The sequence below is a fragment of the Polaribacter sp. Hel1_33_96 genome (assembly GCF_002846595.1).
Classification (GTDB): domain Bacteria; phylum Bacteroidota; class Bacteroidia; order Flavobacteriales; family Flavobacteriaceae; genus Polaribacter.
In genome coordinates this window covers 1,261,213-1,283,237 of the sequence record NZ_PJMV01000001.1, presented here as the reverse complement: position 1 = coordinate 1,283,237, position 22,025 = coordinate 1,261,213, and the positions used below count along the sequence as shown (strand labels likewise).

General features: G+C 29.8%; 23 protein-coding genes and 1 pseudogene. 16 read left to right on the top strand and 8 right to left on the bottom strand.

Annotation, left to right across the window (positions count from 1 at the left end):
• Positions 1 to 206: 206 nt before the first annotated feature.
• Together ATE90_RS05745 and ATE90_RS05740 are read left to right on the top strand one after the other, a co-directional pair.
• Positions 207 to 740 (top strand): cysteine dioxygenase, encoded by a 534-nt coding sequence (locus ATE90_RS05745; protein WP_036786387.1) that lies wholly within the window; start codon positions 207 to 209, stop codon positions 738 to 740.
• Between the two features lie 26 nt (positions 741 to 766).
• A complete protein-coding gene (locus ATE90_RS05740) occupies positions 767 to 2,149 on the top strand; it encodes a pyridoxal phosphate-dependent decarboxylase family protein (protein WP_101451031.1) in 1,383 nt (460 codons plus the stop codon).
• A 326-nt stretch (positions 2,150 to 2,475) separates the two neighbouring features.
• Here the strand turns inward: ATE90_RS05740 and ATE90_RS05735 are convergent, their stop codons facing one another.
• The gene (locus tag ATE90_RS05735; protein ID WP_036786391.1) at positions 2,476 to 3,456 is read right to left on the bottom strand and encodes a permease; all 981 of its coding nucleotides are present in this window, start codon (positions 3,454 to 3,456) and stop codon (positions 2,476 to 2,478) included.
• A gap of 395 nt (positions 3,457 to 3,851) precedes the next feature.
• Between ATE90_RS05735 and hisG the strand changes: the two genes are divergently transcribed.
• The 9 genes from hisG (at position 3,852) to hisIE (ending at position 11,518) form a co-directional block, all read left to right on the top strand.
• Positions 3,852 to 4,709 (top strand): ATP phosphoribosyltransferase, encoded by an 858-nt coding sequence (gene hisG / locus ATE90_RS05730; protein ID WP_036786393.1) that lies wholly within the window; start codon positions 3,852 to 3,854, stop codon positions 4,707 to 4,709.
• Between the two features lies 1 nt (position 4,710).
• The gene (hisD, locus tag ATE90_RS05725; protein ID WP_036788207.1) at positions 4,711 to 5,994 is read left to right on the top strand and encodes a histidinol dehydrogenase; all 1,284 of its coding nucleotides are present in this window, start codon (positions 4,711 to 4,713) and stop codon (positions 5,992 to 5,994) included.
• A 44-nt stretch (positions 5,995 to 6,038) separates the two neighbouring features.
• Complete coding sequence (hisC, locus tag ATE90_RS05720) at positions 6,039 to 7,094, top strand: histidinol-phosphate transaminase (RefSeq protein ID WP_036786395.1); 1,056 nt, start codon at positions 6,039 to 6,041, stop codon at positions 7,092 to 7,094.
• 43 nt (positions 7,095 to 7,137) lie between these two features.
• Entirely contained in the window at positions 7,138 to 8,277 is a 1,140-nt protein-coding gene (gene hisB / locus ATE90_RS05715; protein WP_036786397.1) for a bifunctional histidinol-phosphatase/imidazoleglycerol-phosphate dehydratase HisB, read from the top strand.
• Positions 8,278 to 8,859, top strand: coding sequence for an imidazole glycerol phosphate synthase subunit HisH (gene hisH / locus ATE90_RS05710; RefSeq protein WP_036786399.1), 582 nt, complete (start codon positions 8,278 to 8,280; stop codon positions 8,857 to 8,859).
• A gap of 1 nt (position 8,860) precedes the next feature.
• Positions 8,861 to 9,598, top strand: a complete 738-nt coding sequence (hisA, locus tag ATE90_RS05705) for a 1-(5-phosphoribosyl)-5-[(5-phosphoribosylamino)methylideneamino]imidazole-4-carboxamide isomerase (protein ID WP_101451029.1) — start codon at positions 8,861 to 8,863, stop codon at positions 9,596 to 9,598.
• An 87-nt stretch (positions 9,599 to 9,685) separates the two neighbouring features.
• Complete coding sequence (hisF, locus tag ATE90_RS05700; RefSeq protein ID WP_101451027.1) at positions 9,686 to 10,441, top strand: imidazole glycerol phosphate synthase subunit HisF; 756 nt, start codon at positions 9,686 to 9,688, stop codon at positions 10,439 to 10,441.
• 16 nt (positions 10,442 to 10,457) lie between these two features.
• A complete protein-coding gene (locus ATE90_RS05695; protein WP_101451025.1) occupies positions 10,458 to 10,919 on the top strand; it encodes a GNAT family N-acetyltransferase in 462 nt (153 codons plus the stop codon).
• On the top strand, positions 10,919 to 11,518 hold the full coding sequence (gene hisIE, locus ATE90_RS05690) for a bifunctional phosphoribosyl-AMP cyclohydrolase/phosphoribosyl-ATP diphosphatase HisIE (RefSeq protein WP_101451023.1): 600 nt from the start codon (positions 10,919 to 10,921) through the stop codon (positions 11,516 to 11,518). Before ATE90_RS05695 ends, hisIE begins: the two co-directional genes overlap by 1 nt.
• A gap of 80 nt (positions 11,519 to 11,598) precedes the next feature.
• On the opposite strand, the gene ATE90_RS05685 is transcribed toward hisIE, so the two are convergent.
• On the bottom strand, positions 11,599 to 13,095 hold the full coding sequence (locus ATE90_RS05685; protein WP_101451021.1) for a hypothetical protein: 1,497 nt from the start codon (positions 13,093 to 13,095) through the stop codon (positions 11,599 to 11,601).
• A 148-nt stretch (positions 13,096 to 13,243) separates the two neighbouring features.
• On the opposite strand from ATE90_RS05685, the gene ATE90_RS13530 reads away from it, so the two are divergent.
• Together ATE90_RS13530 and yiaA are read left to right on the top strand one after the other, a co-directional pair.
• Positions 13,244 to 13,399 (top strand): hypothetical protein, encoded by a 156-nt coding sequence (locus ATE90_RS13530; RefSeq protein WP_156105382.1) that lies wholly within the window; start codon positions 13,244 to 13,246, stop codon positions 13,397 to 13,399.
• A 38-nt stretch (positions 13,400 to 13,437) separates the two neighbouring features.
• A complete protein-coding gene (gene yiaA, locus ATE90_RS05680) occupies positions 13,438 to 13,926 on the top strand; it encodes an inner membrane protein YiaA (RefSeq protein WP_036786410.1) in 489 nt (162 codons plus the stop codon).
• A 109-nt stretch (positions 13,927 to 14,035) separates the two neighbouring features.
• Here yiaA and ATE90_RS13525 read toward each other — a convergent pair whose 3' ends face one another.
• Together ATE90_RS13525 and ATE90_RS13820 are read right to left on the bottom strand one after the other, a co-directional pair.
• Entirely contained in the window at positions 14,036 to 14,179 is a 144-nt protein-coding gene (locus ATE90_RS13525) for a hypothetical protein (RefSeq protein WP_156105383.1), read from the bottom strand.
• A gap of 166 nt (positions 14,180 to 14,345) precedes the next feature.
• Positions 14,346 to 14,534 (bottom strand): annotated as a pseudogene (locus ATE90_RS13820) (TMEM175 family protein); the annotation flags it as partial.
• Positions 14,535 to 14,674: 140 nt separating this feature from the next.
• On the opposite strand from ATE90_RS13820, the gene ATE90_RS05670 reads away from it, so the two are divergent.
• On the top strand, positions 14,675 to 15,562 hold the full coding sequence (locus ATE90_RS05670; protein WP_036786412.1) for an EamA family transporter: 888 nt from the start codon (positions 14,675 to 14,677) through the stop codon (positions 15,560 to 15,562).
• Between the two features lie 91 nt (positions 15,563 to 15,653).
• Here ATE90_RS05670 and ATE90_RS05665 read toward each other — a convergent pair whose 3' ends face one another.
• The 4 genes from ATE90_RS05665 to ATE90_RS05650 all read right to left on the bottom strand — a co-directional run bounded on the left by ATE90_RS05665 (position 15,654) and on the right by ATE90_RS05650 (position 19,189).
• Positions 15,654 to 16,553: an EamA family transporter gene (locus ATE90_RS05665; RefSeq protein ID WP_036786413.1), complete on the bottom strand. Its 900-nt coding sequence runs from the start codon at positions 16,551 to 16,553 to the stop codon at positions 15,654 to 15,656.
• Between the two features lie 160 nt (positions 16,554 to 16,713).
• Complete coding sequence (locus ATE90_RS05660) at positions 16,714 to 17,616, bottom strand: DUF6268 family outer membrane beta-barrel protein (RefSeq protein WP_143741106.1); 903 nt, start codon at positions 17,614 to 17,616, stop codon at positions 16,714 to 16,716.
• A 195-nt stretch (positions 17,617 to 17,811) separates the two neighbouring features.
• A complete protein-coding gene (locus tag ATE90_RS05655; RefSeq protein WP_101451017.1) occupies positions 17,812 to 18,558 on the bottom strand; it encodes an acyl-CoA desaturase in 747 nt (248 codons plus the stop codon).
• Positions 18,559 to 18,619: 61 nt separating this feature from the next.
• Entirely contained in the window at positions 18,620 to 19,189 is a 570-nt protein-coding gene (locus ATE90_RS05650) for a Crp/Fnr family transcriptional regulator (protein ID WP_101451515.1), read from the bottom strand.
• Positions 19,190 to 19,365: 176 nt separating this feature from the next.
• On the opposite strand from ATE90_RS05650, the gene ATE90_RS05645 reads away from it, so the two are divergent.
• Both ATE90_RS05645 and ATE90_RS05640 read left to right on the top strand, forming a co-directional pair.
• Positions 19,366 to 20,706, top strand: a complete 1,341-nt coding sequence (locus ATE90_RS05645; RefSeq protein WP_101451015.1) for a DEAD/DEAH box helicase — start codon at positions 19,366 to 19,368, stop codon at positions 20,704 to 20,706.
• A 2-nt stretch (positions 20,707 to 20,708) separates the two neighbouring features.
• Positions 20,709 to 22,022, top strand: coding sequence for a DEAD/DEAH box helicase (locus ATE90_RS05640; protein WP_101451013.1), 1,314 nt, complete (start codon positions 20,709 to 20,711; stop codon positions 22,020 to 22,022).
• Positions 22,023 to 22,025: the final 3 nt, after the last annotated feature.

The following is a 22,025-nucleotide window of genomic DNA, read 5'->3' as shown; positions in this document are numbered from 1 at the left end:
TATGAAAAGTAGTCAAATAAATAGGAAATAGTCAGTTTTTTTGCTTCAATCGTTTGAATAATTATTTAAACAGAATTAAAAAGTTTAAAATTTACTATATTTGAATCATTGAAATGAATTAATAAATTCACTCAATTATTTAGTTAGATTTGGGGAATGACCTTGGATTTGTACATTAAATGAACAAAAAAAAGTGATACATTATTGTGAATTCTAAAAAAGATAGCACCTCAGAACTCAAAACATTAAATGATTTAATAACGGCTCTTTCAGAAGGAGAGAGGACGACTTACAACAACATAATACATTCAATAATATTTCAAGAAAACACTTTTGAGAACTATGCTTCCTGGTCTAACGATTGTTATACCCGAAATTGCATTGTAAATAACGACAACTTTGAAATAATTTTAATCTGCTGGTGTGAGGGCCATGTTACGCCAATTCATGATCATGATGGAGAAGAATGTTGGGTAAAAGTAATCAACGGTGAATTCAAAGAAACGATTTACAAAGAAGATGATAAAGGCGAGCTGAATATTTTAAAAACTTCTATTTCAAAACCGAATGAAGTTACTTATATGAAAGATTTTATGGGATTCCATAGATTAGAAAATGTCTCTAATAAAAGAAGCATGTCACTTCACCTTTATGCAAAACCAATTCGTAAGTGCAGAATATTTGATGAAAAATCAAAAGCTTTTGTGAATAAAGATTTGGGTTATGATACCATTGCATAATCAATAATAAAACAGAAAAAAACAGTATGTCAAATATAAATAATGATCTAGCTTTATTTAATGAACTCGTAGAAGTTTTAATTACTGAAGAAGAAAAAAACCCGGTAGCAGAAAGAATAGATTCGAATAAATTGTACGAATCCGTCGATCTTTCGCTGAATGATGCTGCAATGATTGATGACGAGTTTAAAAACTTACTGCGTGATGTTATTGTTTCTACTCCAAAAACGGCAACTAACTTGTTTTTTAATCAACTTTTTGGTGGAAGACAGAGTAAAGCAGTTTTGGGAGATTTATTGGCTGTTATTCTGAATAACAGCATGTACACATATAAAGTAGCCGGTCCACAGGTAGGAATTGAGCAAGAAATTATTAGACAATCTTGCGACTTAATTGGATACGGTTCAAAAAGTAATGGTACGTTTCCAACTGGCGGTTCTATGAGTAATTATATGGCTTTGGTCATGGGGCGTGACACAAAAGATCCTTCTTGTAGATTAAATGGAATGACCAAACCCATGGTTATTTATACTTCTAAAGAATCGCATTATTCTAATTCCAAGAACGCAAGTTTTGCTGGAATTGGAAGAAATAATATTCGTTATATTGAAGCAGATTCTAAAGGAAGATTGATTCCAGAAAAACTGGAAGAACAGATACTAGAAGATCTCCAAAACGACAAGATTCCAACGTATGTAAACGCAACTGCTGGAACGACAGTTTTAGGTGCTTTTGACCCTATTGATAAAATTGCTGATATTACAGAAAAGTATAAGATTTGGCTGCATGTTGATGGTGCATATTGTGGAAGTGTAATATTTAGTGATAATTATAACCATCTTGTAAAAGGAGTAGAGAGATCAAATTCTTTTAGCTATAACGCTCACAAAATGCTCGGAACACCTTTAACATGTTCAATTATATTGGTCAATGATAAAAAATATTTACATGATTCATTTAGCAATGATGCAGATTATTTATATCAAACGGATGGTGATGATTTTAACTTGGGTAAAACTTCTTTCCAATGCGGAAGAAGAAACGATGCCTTAAAATTTTGGACACTTTGGAAATCTATTGGAACAAAAGGTTTAAAGAAAATTGTAGAGCAACAATTTGATTTAGCAAATGTTGCTTTAGACTATATTAGAAGCAATCCTAATTATACTTTGTATAGTTTTGATGATTCGATTTCTATTTGTTTTAATTATAAAAACATTGAACCAATGGCGCTTTGCACTGCATTGTATGAGCATCAAATTACAGTTGTTGGTTTTGGTTCTTTTAAAGAAGATACTTTTATTAGATTAGTAACCATTAATGCAAACAATGAAAAACAAGACATCTTAAATTTCTTTAAAGTTCTGGAAGATTTTGTTGACAAAACACCAAGCTTAAAAAGAATATAAATTATGAATTTATAGTCACTGATCTTGATAAAAAATAAGCGTAATTATTTTCTATATGTTGTACTCTACTATGTAATATCTTACATCTATCTATTATTTCGAAAATTATTAAAAAGTAATAAATTATTTTTATTTTTAGAAGTAGGCTAAATACTGACAAAAAAAAGATCATTTTGTCATTCTGCGGTAATGATTTCTTTTATCTTTTGATATCATTCGTTAATAAAAAAGGCATTTAAACCTTTTCTTCTTAACCAAAACAATTTCAGAAATATTAGACCCCAAATTCTCTAAACTATATAAACTGCAATGTTTAACATCTATATTCATTGTAAAAGTAGATTAAACAAATACCCAGAAATAATAATACATAATGTTACCACTCCAAAAAAGATGGCAATTAGTTTTAACGTCATTACTTTTTTTAAGAGCATTGCTTCTGGTAAGGATAAACCAACTACACCCATCATAAATGCAATTGCGGTTCCTAAAGGGATACCTTTTGCTACTAATACTTGTACTATTGGTAAAATACCCGAAGCATTTGAATACATAGGAACAGCTAAAATAGTAGCGATAGGAACTGCGAACAAATTATCTTTATCCATATACTTTTCAAAAAAGCCTTCAGGAATATAGCCATGTATTAAACCGCCGATGGCAATTCCAATGATTACATAAGGTATAATGCCTTTGAGTATCGTTATAACTTCAGCCCAAATTATAGGCAATCTTTGTAATAACGGTTGTTTTTGGACAACAAAAATAGCTTGCTCTTTTTGTGCATTTTCTAATACTGTTTTTACCCAAGGAGTTAAAAAGGAATCTAATTTTAATTTTTGAAGAATAACTCCAGAAATAGTACCTAATAAAACACCACTAATTACATATATAATGGTGGTTTTAAGTCCGAATAAGCCAACAAACAAACCAATGGCAACCTCGTTTACTAAAGGAGAAGTAATTAAAAAAGAAAAAGTAACTCCTAAAGGAATTCCACCTCTTACAAAACCTATAAATAAGGGTACAGATGAGCAAGAGCAAAAAGGCGTTACAACACCAAAAAGACTTGCCATTAAGTATTCTAAACCATGTAATTTATTTCTAGATAAATAGTTTTTAACCTTGTCTATGGGGAAGTAACTATTTACAATTCCCATAGAAAAAATAACAAAAAAAAGTAGTATTAAAATCTTTACAACATCATATATGAAAAAATTAAGCGCTTCTGCTAAATGCGCTCCTCTTTCTAAATTTAGTAAATTATAAACGAACCAATCTGCTATATTTTGTAACCATTGAAACATATAACTATTCTAAAAGCCATTTTTTTTGGGAGATAATACGTTTACAAATGTAAGACTGCAAATTCTATATTTATCTGATTTTTATCATGTAATTATTTGAAACTTAAATGCCCTCAAATAAATTTTAAACAAATACTTAAATGTTGATAAATATTTAAGTTTAACATTATTTTTAAGAAGTTTATTTGTGTAATTAAAAATTAAATTTGAATATTTGCAAAGAAATAAACAGTACATGAATTTTATTCAATTACATCATCATCATTTTTACAATTGCAGTCAAGCGATTTAAAGATGTATTGAATAATATCAAGATATTTATAAACCCGTTTGAGCAAATCAAGCGGGTTTTTTAATTTTAAACCGTATTTGCTCAGGCATAAAATAAAACAAAAATGAGTAATTTAAGAATTGCAGTACAAAAGTCAGGAAGATTAAATGAAGATTCAATGAGAATCTTAAAAGACATTGGTATCGCTATAGACAATGGAAAAGATCAATTAAAAGCATCCGCTAGAAATTTTCCGGTAGAAGTTTTCTACCTAAGAAATGGTGATATTCCGCAATATTTAAAAGATGGAGTGGTTGATGCAGCTATTATTGGTGAGAATGTTTTAATTGAAAAAGGAGCTGATATTCAGTTTATTGAACGTTTAGGCTTTTCAAAATGTAAAGTCTCTATTGCAGTACCAAAAGAATCCGAGGCGAATTCCTTAAAAGATTTAGACGGAAAAAGAATTGCTACTTCGTATCCAGAAACTGTAAAAAAGTTTTTAAAAGAGCAAAATATAAAGGCAGAATTACATATTATAAATGGTTCTGTAGAGATTGCGCCAAATATTGGATTAGCAGATGGAATTTGTGATATTGTTTCAAGTGGTTCTACACTTTTTAAAAACGGATTAAAAGAAATAGAAGTTCTACTAAAGTCAGAAGCAGTTTTAGCCGTTTCTTCGCAAATATCTGAGAACAAAATGGCTATTTTAAGAAAGATTCAATTTAGAATTCAGTCGGTTTTAAAAGGACGAAATTCTAAATACGTTTTACTAAACGCACCTAATGATAAATTAGAGAGTATACTGAAACTGTTGCCAGGAATGAGAAGCCCTACGGTATTACCATTAGCTGAGAAAGGCTGGAGTTCAGTACACACCGTAATTAGCAAAAATGAATTTTGGGAAATTATAGACGAGCTTAAGGCTAATGGAGCGGAAGGTATTTTAGTATGTCCTATTGAAAAAATGGTATTATAAAATGAAAATAATTAAAAACCCATCAAAAAAAGATTGGACTCAAATATTAGAAAGACCAACAAAAACGGTTGATGATATTGAAAAGACTGTGAATCAAATTTTTGAGGATATTCTTAGAAATGGAAATGCTGCAGTACAAAAATATACAGACTTATTCGATGGTGTTTCTTTAGAAAATAACATTGTTTCTGTTGAAGAAATTGATGAAGCAATTACAGAAGTTTCACAAGAATTAAAGGAAGCTATAAAACTTGCAAAAGACAATATCACCAAGTTTCATATAGCTCAAAAAACAGATAAATTATTTGTAGAAACTGCAAACGGAATCTCTTGCTGGCAAGAAAAAAAAGCCATTCAAAAGGTTGGTTTATATATTCCTGGAGGAACAGCACCATTGTTTTCCACTGTTTTAATGTTAGCTATTCCTGCTACGATTGCAGGTTGTAAAGAAATTGTGTTATGCTCTCCACCAAATAAAGAAGGAAAAATTCATTCTGCAATTTTGTATGCTGCTGATTTGTGTGGCGTTACAAAAATTATAAAAGTTGGTGGAATCCAAGCAATTGCAGCCTATACATTTGGTACAGAAACAGTTCCAAAAGTATATAAAATATTCGGGCCAGGAAATCAGTTTGTAACGGTCGCTAAACAATTAGCAACAAAATATGGTGTTGCAATCGATATGCCTGCTGGCCCAAGTGAATTGTTGGTGGTTGCCGATGATTCCGCAAACGCAAGTTATGTTGCATCAGATTTATTGAGTCAAGCAGAACATGGAGCAGACAGCCAAGTAATTTTGGTTTCTACTTCAAAAAAGATGATAGATAAAGTTTCAATAGAAATACAAAAACAACTTTTAGAATTGCCCAGAGTTGACATTGCACAGAAAGCAATCGCGAACTCAAAATCTATTTTTGTTGAGAATGATGAAACTGCTTTAGCTCTAATTAATGAATATGGTCCTGAACATTTCATTGTTTGTACGAATAACAATAATTTTTATATTGATAATATAGAAAATGCAGGTTCTGTTTTTATTGGAAATTATACTCCAGAAAGTGCTGGTGATTATGCTTCAGGCACAAATCATACATTGCCAACAAACGGATTTTCTAAAGCGTATTCGGGTGTAAATTTAGATAGTTTTACAAAAAGTATTACATTTCAAAAAATATCTAAAGAAGGAATAAAAAATATAGGAAAGGCTATTGAAGTAATGGCAGAGGCAGAAGGATTACAAGCTCATAAGAATGCAGTTTCAATTCGTTTAAAAGATTTAAAGTAACATCTTAATTGTAATGCTAAGCTTGTCTAACTTTTTTTATTAATATGAAAACAACTTTTAACATCAACAACCTAATTAGAGAAAATATTAAATCTCTAAAACCTTATTCCTCTGCAAGAGACGAGTATAAGGATGTATCTGCTGCTGAAATGATTTTCTTGGATGCAAATGAGAATCCATTTCAAAACGGTGTAAATCGATATCCAGACCCACAACAACATACGGTAAAAGATTTGTTATCTGAAATTAAAGGAATTGACAAGAAAAACATGTTATTAGGAAATGGTAGTGATGAAGTTTTAGATTTAATTTTCAGAGCCTTTTGTGAGCCAAATAGAGATAATATTATCACGTTACCTCCAACTTATGGCATGTATAGCGTTTTGGCAAATTTAAATGCTATTGAAAACAGAACCGTTTTATTAAACGAAGATTTTCAGCCTAAAGTGAGTCAGATTATAGAGGCAGCGGATTCAAATAGTAAAATTTTGTTTTTGTGTTCTCCAAATAATCCCACAGGAAATAGTTTTACTGCTGATGCCGTTGAAGAATTACTTTTAAATTTTAATGGCTTAGTGGTTTTAGATGAAGCTTATATTGATTTTTCAAATAAAGAAACTTGGTTAACAAAATTAGACGAATTTCCTAATTTAATAATAACACAAACTTTATCAAAAGCCTATGGTCTTGCAGGAATACGTTTGGGGATCTGTTATGCTTCAAAAGAAATTATTAAAATTTTAAATAATATAAAACCGCCCTATAACATAAACGAGCTAACCCAGCAAAGAGCAATGATAAGATTGCAAAAAATGACTGAGATTAAAAATGAAATTGCTCAATTAATTAGTGAAAGAAAACGCCTGAAAAAAGAGTTGGAATATTGTGTTCCTTTTATTGAAAAAGTATATCCTTCAGATGGTAACTTTCTATTAATAAAAGTTGACGACGCTACAAAACGTTACAATGAATTAATAGCCTATGGAATTGTCATAAGAAATAGAACGACACAGCCTTTATGTGATAATTGTTTACGTATAAGTGTTGGAGTTTTTGAAGAAAATCAACGTTTGATTAGAACTTTAAAATCCATATCATAAAGCATTATTCCGAGCATGCCTCGGAGTTATTAAAGAAAATAAAATGAGTAAAAAAGTATTATTTATTGACAGAGATGGAACTTTAGTTATTGAGCCACCTGTAGATTATCAATTAGATAGTTTAGAAAAGTTAGAATTTTACCCAAAAGTATTTCAATACATGGCAAAAATTGCTTCAGAATTGGAATATGAATTGGTAATGGTTACAAATCAAGATGGTTTGGGTACAAGCTCTTTTCCCGAAGATACTTTTTGGCCAGCGCAAAATAAAGTGATGAGTGCCTTTGAAAAAGAGGGCGTGATTTTTTCTGATGTTCTCATTGATAAGACTTTTCCGCATGAAAATGCTGCAACTAGAAAACCAAGGACAGGTTTGTTAACCAAGTACTTTTCTGAAGAGTATGATTTAGAAAATTCGTTCGTTTTAGGTGATCGGATTACAGATATGGAATTGGCTAAAAATTTAGGGTCTAAGGGAATTTATTTATCTGAAAACCCTTTATTAGGATTTGATGAAATAGAAACTTCAAAACAAGAAATTTCAGATTGCATCGCTTTAACTAGTAAGAATTGGGCTGAAATTTATGAGTTTTTAAAATTAAAAGATCGAGTTGCAGAAATCACAAGGAACACCAATGAAACCAAAATTTATATAAAATTAAATTTAGATGGTTCGGGTAAAAATGATATCAGTACTGGTTTATCATTTTTCGACCATATGCTCGATCAAATTGGAAGACATGGTGCTATGGATTTAACCATAAAAGTTGATGGAGATTTAGAAGTTGATGAACATCACACAATAGAAGACACCATGATTGCTTTTGGTGAATTATTCAACAAAGCACTTGGGAATAAATTAGGTATTGAAAGGTATGGTTTTTGTTTACCCATGGATGATTGTTTGGCGCAAGTTGCGGTTGACTTTGGTGGTAGAAATTGGTTAGAATGGGATGCTAAATTTAAACGAGAAAAAGTTGGTGATATGCCAACAGAAATGTTTTTTCACTTGTTTAAATCTTTTACAGATGGCGCAAAATGTAATTTAAATATAAAAGCTGAAGGAGTAAACGAACATCATAAAATAGAAGGTATTTTTAAGGCGTTTGCAAAAGCAATGAAAATGGCCGTTAAAAGGGATGCTAATAAAATGTTTTTACCATCAACAAAAGGAATGTTATAGATGAAATTAGTCATTATAGATTATGGAGCAGGTAACATTAAAAGTATTCAGTTTGCTTTTAAGCGTTTGGGTATAGATGCTGTTTTGTCAAATAATATTGATGAAATAAAACATGCCGATAAAGTAATTTTTCCGGGAGTTGGAGAGGCAAGCTCAGCAATGAAAATGCTCAAAGAAAGTGGACTAGATAAAATAATTCCTACTTTAAAACAACCTGTTTTAGGTATTTGTTTAGGAATGCAATTAATGTGTAATTCATCTGAAGAAGGAAACACGAAAGGCCTAGGTATTTTTAATACTACTGTGAAAAAGTTTTCAAATGAGCTTAAAGTTCCTCATATGGGATGGAATGTTATCAAGGGTTTAAAATCTAGTTTATTTTCAGGAATAAATGAAAATGAATTTATGTATTTGATACACAGTTTTTATGCAGAGCATTGTAAAGAAACTATTGCAGCGACAGATTATGGATTAAATTATGCATCTGCATTGCGGCATAATAATTTTTACGGAGTACAATTTCATCCGGAGAAAAGTGGACTTAAGGGTGAGGTATTATTAAAAAATTTTTTAGAATTATAATATGAGAATTATTCCAGCAATAGATATAATCGACGGAAAATGTGTTCGTTTAACCAAAGGTGATTATACTACTAAAAAAATTTATAATGAAAATCCGTTAGAGGTTGCGAAAGAATTTGAAGATGCAGGTATAGAATACTTGCATGTGGTAGATTTAGATGGGGCAAAAGCGAATCAGATTATCAACTACAAAGTACTGGAAAAAATTGCTTTAAAAACCAATTTGAATATAGATTTTGGTGGTGGATTAAAATCTGATAAAGATTTAGAAATCGCTTTTAATTCTGGTGCTAGTCAAATAACGGGTGGCAGTATTGCTGTGAAAAATACAACAATTTTTGAAAGTTGGATTGAAAAATTTGGTTCGGAAAAAATTATTTTAGGAGCTGACTTTTACCCAGATACTGAAGGAGGAAAAATAGCTATAAATGGTTGGCAAGCAGAAAGTTCTTTAGCATTAATTCCTTTTATAAAAGAATATCAGCAAAAAGGAATTCAATATGTAATATGTACAGATATTTCTAAAGACGGCATGTTACAAGGTCCAAGTTTTCATGTATATCAAGAAATATTATCAGAAGTGAAAGATATAAAACTAATTGCTTCAGGAGGAATTTCAACTTTTAATGAACTTCCTAAATTAGCAGAAATGGGCTGTGAAGGAGTTATTATTGGAAAAGCAATTTATGAAAATAGAATAAGCTTAAAACAGTTAGAAAATTTTATATTAACAAACTAAATGTCATTGATGGAACCGAAGCAATCTCGTTATTTATAGATTGATTGCTTCGTCATTCTTCCTCGAAATTACAAATATGAACAAAAAATGTTAACGAAAAGAATAATACCTTGTTTAGATATTAAAAACGGAAGAACTGTAAAAGGAGTTAATTTCGTGAACTTAATTGATGCGGGAGACCCTGTGGTTTTAGCAAAGCAATATGCTGAATTAGGAGCAGACGAATTGGTTTTTTTAGATATATCTGCTACTTTAGAAGGCCGAAAAACCATGATAGAAATGGTACATCAAGTTGCCGAGCAAGTAAATATTCCGTTTACCGTTGGTGGAGGAATTTCATCCGTAGAAAATGTAAATGAATTATTGAAATGGGGCGCAGATAAAGTATCTATCAACTCATCTGCGGTAAAAAGACCAGAACTAGTAAACGAATTAGCAGAAAAATTCGGAAGTCAATGTGTGGTTGTGGCTATTGATGCAAAACAAATTGATGGAGAATGGTTTGTGCATTTGGCAGGAGGAACAATTCCTACAGATATAAAGTTATTTGAATGGGCAAAAGAAGTAGAAGAACGTGGAGCAGGTGAAATTTTATTTACTTCAATGAATAACGATGGAACAAAAACTGGTTTTGCAAATGAAGCTTTGGCTCGTTTATCAGAATTATTAAATATTCCAATAATTGCTTCTGGAGGTGCAGGAACTATCGAGCATTTTGTAGATACATTTAAAGAAGGAAAAGCAGACGCAGCGTTAGCAGCAAGTGTTTTTCACTTTGGTGAAATTCCAATTATGGAATTAAAAAAAGAATTAAAAGAAAATAATATTCCTATCCGAATTTAATTTCAAAACTGTATAAATGAATGATTTAGAAATTAGACCTTATGAAGATAAATATCATAAAGATTTTAAAAAAATCAACTTACATTGGTTAAATAAATTCGAACTTTATGAAAAAGCAGATGATGCTTTATTAAATCATCCAGAGGTATTCATTAAAAATGGTGCAACTATATTATTGGCTCATTTAGATAGCAAAATTGTAGGTACTATTTGTGTCAATCCAATTGAAAAAACTTCAAATGAAATTTTAAAATTTGCAGTTATAGATGGTTATAAAGGCTTAGGAATAGGAAAAAAATTAATGAATTGTGGCATTGATATATGCAAACAAAATAAGGTAAAAACAATAATTTTAGAATCTAGCAGTAAATTAAAAGATGCTTTAAAAATGTATGAAAAATTCGGTTTTCAACATATAAAAGTTAAAAATACTCACTTTGTAACAGCAGATATAAAAATGGAATTAAAATTAAAATAATGAATATAGATTTTAATAAAAACAATGACGGATTAGTGCCTGCAATCATTCAAGATGCAATAACAAAAAATGTATTGATGCTCGGTTATATGAATAAAGAAGCTTTTGCTAAAACTAAAGAAACTAAATTGGTTACTTTTTTTAGCAGAACTAAAAATCGTTTGTGGACAAAAGGTGAAGAAAGTGGAAATACTTTGAATTTAGTCGACATGAAATTAGACTGTGATAACGATACATTGTTAATTCAAGTAAATCCAAATGGACCAACCTGTCATAAAGGGACTGATACTTGTTGGAATGAAGAAAATAAATCCAATTACGGTTTCTTTTCAACGTTAGAAAATGTAATTACTGAAAGAGTTTCAAATAAAAATACTCAGAAGTCTTATGTAGCGTCATTATTTGCTAAAGGAATTAATAAAGTAGCTCAAAAAGTAGGTGAGGAGGCTGTAGAGACAGTTATTGAAGCTATGGATAACAATGATGAGTTGTTTTTATATGAATCAGCAGATTTGATGTTTCATTACTTGATGCTATTACAAGCCAAGGGGTTCACTTTAAAAGATATAGAGGCAGAGTTAAAAGGTAGACATAAATAATAATCAGCTTATTACGTCGATCGCAATCGAAAGATTAATAAATAAAAAAAGTTTTTGACAACGCTTATACATGCATAAACTTAGGAGTTTATCAAATCTAAAGTGACCAAATAGACATCCTGTTTGGTCATTTTTGCTTTTAACCAAGCGAAAAAACTCATTATAAAAATATCTTCTTTTTTTCTTTCAATCCAATCAAAAGAATCTTCTACTTTTTTATGAAACGCATCAGAAGTCACAATTTCAGGGTTTTTATAATAAGTTTCCACCAATTTTAAGTAGGTAATAACTCTTTCCTGTTTAATTTCTTTAAGGTGCTTAAAATAGTTTCTTTTAAAACTTAAAATTCTAGAGTCTACAATATCAATATTTCCTATATCGATTTGGAGTAAAATTTCTAATATGCTTTTTTTAATAGTCCAATAAATTCCAGCTTTTTCAATATACCATTTATCTGTGTGATAAAATTTTGAAAATAAACGCTGCGATTCTTTGTACTTTTTTTGTTGAGAATAAAACACAATTAAAGACAAATAAATATCTAGTTGAGAAACAATATCAATATTCTTTTTATTGATAAAAGGTGTTAATTGGTTTATTGCAAAATCTTGATTTTGAATATAATTATGATTTAAAGCTAGCAGTAATCGATACTTTAAATGAAACTCTTTAAAGTATTTGTTGCTGTTTTTATGCATATACAAATTCATCAAATCTAAGTAGTTCAAAGAAACTAAAAACTTTTTATTTCTAAATAACGTATTGGCAATTACATACAACACTTTTATATGGTAATACAATTGCTTGTCTTTTGATTTATGATATTTTAATATTTCATATGTTTCTAATAAAAAAGGTTCAATATTCCAATATTCATAATTTTGAGATGAAGAGATATTGGTAATTTCTATAATTTGATATAACGATTTAAAGGATAAAGAATCAGAAATTGTAATTGAACTCTCTTCTAAAACCTCTTTAATCATTGATTTTATGTCGATAATTTTATGTTGATGATTTACTTGATTTAATAGAATTCTAATTTTAGCATATGCAATATTTAAATATTCTTCTAACTGATGTTGTTTTTGATTCTCCTTAAATTTTTCTATTAAATCATCTATATTTAACGTTGAAATATGATGCGTATACTCAATTTTTGTGTGATAAATTTCAGTTAATATTGAAAAAAGTTGATGCTCATTCGCAATAATTTCGGCTTTCTCTAAAATTTTATAGCCTACTTCATATTGCTCTTTTTGTAGAAAAGTTCGTGCAGATAAAATAAATTTAATGAGTTGTATATCAATAGAATTCTCTTCTTTTAAGCTAGAATTTGCAGTAAAATCGATCAAAGACTGAAACAAACGCTTTCTTAAAGCGTGGAATGCTACTTTATTATCCTTTCGATATAATTGAATACAAATTTCTTTTGAAGATGCCTCTGAATTGATTAAAAGGTGCACCAATTGTACGTTTTTTGCATCTTTTCTTTTATTCTTTTTATGCAAATAACTGACAAAATTTTGTTGTTGTTCTTTAGTAAATGAATTTATTATTTCTCTTAAATCAATCATTATATCGTCAGTAATATTTAATCAAATATATGATATAGTTTGTAAATTATAAATTATTTATTATTTAATTCGTCAGTATTTTTAAAAAATAGATTTTACAGAGTTGTATATATGACGCAAATTTGTAGTGTAATTAAAAACAAATAGTATGAAACAAGATCTAAAAAAAATAATCGTAATCGTGGCATTTGCAATAGGTGTTATAGGATTTAATTCCATTAAAAAAACAACTGAAAATCAAATATCAAAAGGCATCAATTTTATATGTAAAAATTCTGAAAAGGGAATCACTATTAATTACTAATTATCAAATTATTACTACTAATTATTAAACTAAACATTATGGATTATCAAACTACAGCTTCTACAAATGAAGGAACAAAAAAACAAACAAAAACAAACAAATTAAAAAACAAATTCAACATGAAACCAACATCAGCCTATATTGGCGCAACTTGGGGAGTAGTTATTATTGGATTGCTATCTTACTGTATTGGTTTGTGGAACGCAAATATGGAGCTCAACGAAAAAGGATATTATTTTGCCATTCTTTTAATGGGAATTTATGCTGTTATTTCGTTGCAAAAAGCAATTAGAGACAAGGCCGAAAATATTAAAGTAAGTGATATTTATTATGGCATAAGCTGGGTTATTGTTATCACTTCTTTACTTTTATTAATTATAGGTTTACGAAATGCAGACTTGTTATTAAGTGAAAAAGGATTTTATGCTATTTCGTTTCTTTTGAGTCTTTTTGGTGCAATTACGGTTCAAAAAAATATTAGAGATATTGATTTTATCAACGCTAAAAATGAAGAAGAAAACAGTTAGTTTGATAATGGTTTTGTAAACCAAAACCTCATAAGTGTAGGCTTGTGAGGTTTAAAAAACAACCCTCGCCATTGGCGAGGGTTTTCTAATTTTGAATAGAATAGAAAGTTTAATACTCATTCATTAGAATTACCTCTAAGTTTGGATAGTTTCCTTTAAATTCTTTTTGTAAACCAATTTTCATGAATTTCCCTAATGTTGGCGTAATTCCTGTTTTACCTTTTTCTTTTTTAACAATATAAATATTTAACAATAGGTTAAAAAAACCGATTGCTGATAAACTAAAACAGCAAAAAGCAAATAAACCTTGATAAGTAAACCCTTTTACATAAAACGCTGTTGAGAATGGTAGTAGTACAATAAAAAAAAGAAGTAAGAAGTTATATCACAATATTTTACTATCTATTGTAGATGCAAATTTACAAAATTCTCATATTAGCAATCCAATATAAAGCAGTAACCATAAAACTAACAATTAAACCAATAAAACTGGGGATCCTATTTTGTAAAATTTGTAATGTATTGCCAGTTTGAAGTTCTTTATAGTTAGGAATAAATACTTCAAGAACTAATAAAGTCATTGCAATGGAGAATACTGCATCGCTAAAGCTATGGACTCTTGACTCTTGACTCTTGACTTATCATAATTTTCATTTTCAATCATAATTTAATTTATTCTTCTCGGACTAACATTTTTTTTTAAATACAATACTTAATAATAGTACTTTTGTGAAAACAATTTAATTAATTGAAAAATTCAAAAACACTTATAATTTTAGCGTTTATAGCTATTTATTTTATTTGGGGGTCTACCTATTTATTTAATAAAATTGCGGTTACAGAATTACCACCATTCTTTTTAGCTTCCATTCGTTTTTTTGTTGCGGGCATATTAATGTCTGGTCTAGCTTTACTTTCAAAGCAAAAATTAGCTATTTCTAAAAAGCAATTATCAAACTCAGTGATAGCAGCATTCTTCTTTATGGTTTATGGAAATGGTGTTTTCGTTTGGGCTCTAAAATTTGTTGATAGTGGTTTTGGAGCACTATTGGCATCTACACAGCCTTTATTTGTTTTGTTTTTATTAAGATTGATCGATAGAAAACCCTTTCAAAAAAAATCACTAATTGGTGTGGCTTTGGGCATGATAGGAATGTATTTATTAGTAAGTCAGGTAGAATTAAGAACCTCTGAAGGAAGTTTACTGGGTATTTTTATGATACTAACTTGCGTCTTAAGCTGGAGCTATGGTAGTGTTTTTGTTTCAAAAGCGGATTTACCTAAAAGTTTTATGGTAAGCACGGGTTACCAAATGTTAGCAGCGAGTTTTATTTTATTCATAGTTAGTATTAGTTTAAATGAACAATGGAGCTCTCCATTAACTTGGAGTACAAATGTTCAAATATCAATGCTAATACTAATTGTTTTTGGAGGTATTTTTGCTTTTACAGCCTTTAATTATTTATTAAAAGTAGTTTCACCAGAAAAGGTTTCAACTTCAGCTTACGTAAATCCTGTCATTGCTTTGTTTATGGGATGGTATTTTTTAGATGAAGTTTTATCAACACAATCCGTCATAGCATCGATTGTTTTATTGACGGGTGTTTATTTTATTACTTCTAGAAAAAGGAAATAGAAAATACTTATAATTCCTATTAAAACCGAATGCACTTAAAATTGGTATTCATTTTCGAATAAATTTGTGTTTAGCTTTTATGCTTTTGTAACTATGAAAATAGAATCAAAAAAACACCTATTAAAATCCCAAAAAGAGGAACTAATTTTTTTCGCTTATTTTGTTCTTTAAAAATGACGCCACCAGCAACAACAGCTATCAATATTTGACTTCTTTTTATGGCAGATAATAATAATATAAGGGCCTCTGGGTCCTGCAGCGCTTTAAAATAAAAGTAATCTGCTGTTTGCAATAATATTCCAACTGCAGGTATAGACCATCTCCATTTAAAAACTTTTCTTTTTGCAGCGAAAGGAAACCATGTCAAAGATAATATTACAAATAAAACAAGCATGGTGTAAAAGCAAAACCAAAATTGCAATGTTTGCGGATTTAAAGCTAAATTCTGAATTAAAAATTTGTCGTATAAACCGCTTGAAGCTCCTAAAAAAGTAGCCCCAATAATAGCATAAACCCATTTGTTCTTTTTAAAATGAATTCCTTCTTTTTTTCCTATTCTAGAATATAATAATACGGATGTTATAATAAGAATAAAACCAATCCATTGTAGATAACTTGGTCTTTCTTGGTAAATAATTAGTGCACCAATAAAAGTAAAAAAAGGACCTGCAGAACGAATTGGAGTTACAATTGTGATGGGTAAATGTTTTAATGCTTGATAAGCCAAAATCCAAGAAGATGCCATTATCATAGACTTTATAACTATAAACCCATGAGTTTCCCAGGTAATATCTGTAATATAGAAACCTATTTTCAGCATATAGTCAGGATACCAAATGGACCCCACATAAAAAGGAACAATTAATATAAAACCTGCAGAAATAGTGCCCAACAAAACAGGAAAAACTTCATTTCCCTGCAGTGCATGCTTTTTACATAAATTGTGTAACCCTAAAAATAGAGCAGCTAAAAGTCCTAAGTACATCCACATAATGCGCACGAAGATACTAGAATGAAAAAAATACTAAACAGTAATTAATTAATAATATTTAAATTATTTTTTAACAAGATTAAACTCATTTTATTTTGAACTAATCACTAGTTAGTTAACTAAAAAATAATCAAGAATGCAGTATCATAAATTGTTTATTCTAATCAAAATGAAGTCTGTAAAACAGCTCTATTTTAAAAATAGCGCCATCTGCAAAGCCTTCATTTAACCGTGTTCTGTTATCCCCAAAATAAAAAGAGGTAACAGCCAAGTCTATTTTATCATCAGCATCAAACACTTTATAGTTTCTTCCAAAAGCATATCCCAGTTTAGTATTTAAATATAACGATTTACTCATTTTAAATCTTAAATAGGGCGCAAATTCAATAGAATTTTTAGAAACATAAGCACCATTATTACTGTAATTTTGATTATTTAAATTATAACTAGTACCTATGCCATCAAATCTAAATCCTAACCAGAGTTTCTTATTTAACTCATAATTAATATCTGCTAGAAATGGCAATGTGAGTTTAGTTTCAAATTTTTTATTAGGACTTAAATAGTATAAACCAAAAATTGGAATTACTGCTAATCCAAATTCTTCAGTATTCACAAATACTCCGTATTTATATTTTAAGTTTGTGCGCTTTTTTTTAATAAATAAAGATAAAAAACCTAGCTGTAAATTATCACTAGAAAGTGCAAGATTATCTGAGGAAATTTTAGGATAAGCCATAAATGTAGCTGACCATTTATCGTTAAACGTTTTATTAATTCCTAGATTAAACCCTAAAACTTGTAAATTTGAATTAGATACATTAGCATCTAAACTTACCCTTGTTTTGTTTGCAAAAAGACCTGTTAATAAAATTGTTTTTTTACTCAGTACTACTGGAAAATTAACTTCTAAATTTAACTCATTTACTGCAGTTTGGTCATTTGATACTTTAAAATTGTTTGCTGGGGTATCTATATATGTTAAATTTGCAATATCAAAATAATTTTGTGAGGCTCCTTGAAATACAGTGCAGAAAAATGCAATACTTAAAATATACTTCATTTCTTTTTTTGTGCAAGATACTATTATTACCAAGAAAGAGCATAATTATATATCTTAATTACACAAAATACTATGCTTTCTTTCTTTTAGAAAAATATTTTTTTAAAAAATTAGTATTACTTAAAATTGTTTGTAAACAATCTAGTGACTAACAATATTAAAGTCTTTTTTAAATAAATAAAATAAACATTATTACTATTTTAAATTCTTAAGTTTTATCGGTTTTAATTGAATAACACCAAATCTATTTAATAGTTTAATTATTAAATAAGTTATATCAATCTCATACCATTTTACACCAAAATTAGCCCTACTGGCATGTTTATGATGATTATTATGATATCCTTCTCCCATCATTAAAAAATCAAAACGAAAGAGATTTTTACTCGTGTTTTTCATTTTATAATTGACATAACCATAAATATGACCAAACCAGTTGATGATTACACCATGGATCGGCGCCATTAAAAATGTTATCGGTAATAATAGCCATTGCCACCAAGCGGTCGCAAAGAATGCAAAGAATAAAATATAACCCGTAATCCAGAGTAAGCGAGAAAAACGAGAACCAGCAAACAAATCAAAAGATTTCCATTGAGGCACATTTTTAGTAAAACGCTCATCAATAAAAATACGTTGATTATTGATGTCTTGATAAGTGTTTTTTGTTTTCCACATCATGGCAAACAAATTCGGATCATGCGATGGAGAATGTGGATCCTTTTCCGTATCTGTATATGCATGGTGCATACGATGCATAATTCCATAACCATAAGCACTTAAATAACTGGACCCTTGAAAAATCCAAGTTAAAATAAATGCAATTTTTTCCATGGTTTTAGACATGGTAAACACTTGGTGTGCCGCATACCGATGTAAAAAGAACGATTGAAAAAACAGACCTCCATACCAAAGCACTAAAACGAAAGTAACAATAAGCATCTCTTTATTTTTTTGACAAAGATAGTTCGACACTATAAGCGAAACAATGAACCTAAATCAATTAAATTCGTTTTCTAATTCGACTTAACGCCTGTGCCGTAACTCCTATATAAGAACTAATATATTTGAGTGGAATAACTTTCAAAAGCTCTGGACGCTCTTTAAATAATTTCAGATAACGTTCTTCTGCAGTAAGATTCAAAAGATTTTGTTCTCGTTTAGATTTTATTAAAAAAAGACGTTCTGCAGTTAATCTGCCAATAAGGTTACCGATTTGAGTTGTTTTATAAACTTCTTGTAAATCGGCATACGTAATACTTAAAAGGGTTGTTTCTGTTAATGCTTGTAGTTGATATACTGATGGTTCTTGTGTTAAGAATGAATCATAAGCACTAATAAACTGATTTTTAAAACTAAATCCAAACGTGATTTCTTTTTCTGGATTTTCTTTGGGAAGATATAATCGAACAACACCATATTCAATAAAAGAAATGTAATTTTCTATCTCATTTAGTTTTAAAAAAATAGTTTTTTTTTGAATGACACGACGATGTAACTTTGAAGTGAAAAAATCCCAATCTGATTTAGATATTGTTGCTATTTGATCTAAGTATGCTTTTATCTGTTGCAAATCCTTTATTCCTATTGATTTATAAATACAAATATAAGGATTCATAAAAGCTGCACTAAAAGAAATGCAAGTATATAATTGTTATTTTATTTTCAAATGAAACATTTTAAATTCACAAGTAATTATTTGTCCATTTTACAAGAACGTTATCAGTACCTTTGCAAAAATTTTATTTAATGTCAACAACGTTTTCAGAGTTAGGTATTCATGCAGCATTGCAGAAGAGTTTAGCTAAATTAGAAATTTCTATACCTACAGATGTTCAAGAAAAAACTATTCCTTTAATTCTACATAAAAAGGAAGATGTTGTGGTTTTAGCAAAAACAGGAACAGGAAAAACAGCTGCTTTTGGATTGCCTATTTTACAATTAGTAGATTCAGAAAGTAAAGATATACAAGCATTAATACTAGCTCCAACGAGAGAATTAGGACATCAGATATACGATAACCTAATATCCTTTGCTGCAGAAGATCAAAAAGCAACAATTGCCTCTATATGCGGAGGTATCCCTATAAAATCTCAAATAGAACGTTTAAAAGAAACGATTCATATCGTTGTTGCAACACCAGGACGTTTGGTTGATTTAGTAGAGCGTGGCGTTATAGATATAAAAAACATCAACTATTTTATCCTAGATGAAGGAGATGAAATGGTTAGTGCCTTGAAAGAAGAAGTAGATACCATTATCAAAGAGATTCCTAAAACTAGAAGAACATTCTTGTTTACGGCTACAATGCCCGGTGCTATCAAGCAATTAGTACAAAACTATATGTCGAAACATGTTGTACATGTAGAAGCAGATATGGCAACTTTAGGGCATAAAGGAATAGACCATCAATATGTGGTCGTTGAACCCATAGAAAAACTAAATATTTTACTTCATTTCTTATCTTCTAAAGAAGGAGAACGTGGAATTATCTTCTGTAAAACGAAGGCTGCTGTTAATAAATTAGCAAAAAACTTAGCCATTAACAAATTCTCTTCTGGAGCTTTACACGGCAGTTTAACCCAAGGGATAAGAGATCGTATTATGGGGCAATTTAGAGAAGGTCATATCGATATTTTAGTAGCGACAGATTTAGCTGCCCGTGGAATAGATGTAAAAGAAATATCTTATGTGGTCAATTATCATTTACCAGATAGATATGATACATATGTGCATAGAAGTGGTCGTACTGCGAGGGCAGTAGCAGAAGGGCTTTCTTTAAGTATCATACAAAAAGAAGAATTGGAAGAGATTCCTGAATTTGAAGAAGATTTAGGGTTGGTTTTTAAAGAATATAAAAAGGCAGATGCACAAAGTATTGAAGAGAACAATGGTTTGCTGTGGGCTAAAAAAATATTTAAAATTAAACCAAATCGCGATGTATCTGAAGATTTTAAAGCGCAGATAAAAACAATATTTCATCATTTAACAAAAGAAGAATTGGTGGATAAAATACTTGCATATTACTTAGCACAAACTGCGACTGCAAAAACAAAACCTGAAGTATCTAAAAAGAAGAAAAAGAAATAAGTATGGCAAATATTATAAAAACGCAACAGGATATTCTAGAAAAGTTACAAATAGAAGCTTTGAACCCTATGCAAATTGAGGCTGTTTCAGTAATTGAAAAGAATGCTAATACCATCTTATTATCTCCAACAGGAACCGGAAAAACATTGGCTTTTTCTCTGCCTTTGTTAAAATCATTAGATCCTGAATGTAAAGACCTACAAGCATTAATATTAGTGCCGTCTCGAGAATTGGCCATACAAATAGAACAAGTTATTCGTTCTATGGGATCTGGATATAAAGTTAACGCGGTATATGGCGGTAGACCAATGTCTAAAGATAAAATTGAATTAAAACATATTCCTGCTATTTTAATAGGAACACCAGGTAGAATATCTGATCACTTTGCAAACGATCGTTTTTCTAAAAACAATATAAAAACCTTAATTTTAGATGAGTTTGACAAGTCTTTAGAAGTAGGTTTTGAGTATGAAATGCGGAATATAATTAATCAATTATCTACTGTAAATAAACGCATTTTAACCTCTGCTACCCAAGGTGTTGAGATACCTGATTTTGTGCAATTAGAGGAGCCTAGAATTATCAATTACTTAAAAGGAAAAAGAACCTCTCAACTAACTTTTAAAACAGTGGTTTCTCCTAATAAAAACAAAATGAGAACCTTGGTAGATGTAGTACAACATATTGGGAATGAACCTGGTATTGTTTTCTGTAATTTAAAAGATACCATTACACAATTAAGTGCTTTTTTAGACCAACACAAAGTAAGTCATGCTTGTTTCTCTGGAGGAATGGAGCAAAAAGACAGAGAACGTGCTTTAATTAAATTTAGAAACGGAACCTGTCAATTATTAATTGCTACAGACTTAGCGGCGAGAGGAATAGATATTCCAGAAATGAAATTTATTATTCATTACGAATTGCCAAAACATGAGGAGGAGTTTATCCACAGAAATGGAAGAACTGCAAGAGTCAATGAAAAAGGAACGGCCTATATTTTAAAATGGGAGAATGAACGTTTACCAGATTTTATTAAAACTAGTAAAGGGATAAACATCTCCAAAAAAGCAGAGTATGTGCCTCAATATTGGGAAACTTTGTTTATTTCTGGTGGACGAAAAGATAAAATATCTAAAGGTGATATCGCAGGATTATTCTTTAAACAAGGAGGTATTTCTAAAGATCAATTAGGTGCTATTGAGTTGAAACCAGATTGCGCTTTTGTTGCAATTCCTTTAGCACTTGCAGATGATTTGGTCGAAAAATTAAACAATACCCGTTTAAAAAAGAAAAAAGTAAGAGTTACCGTATTATAATTT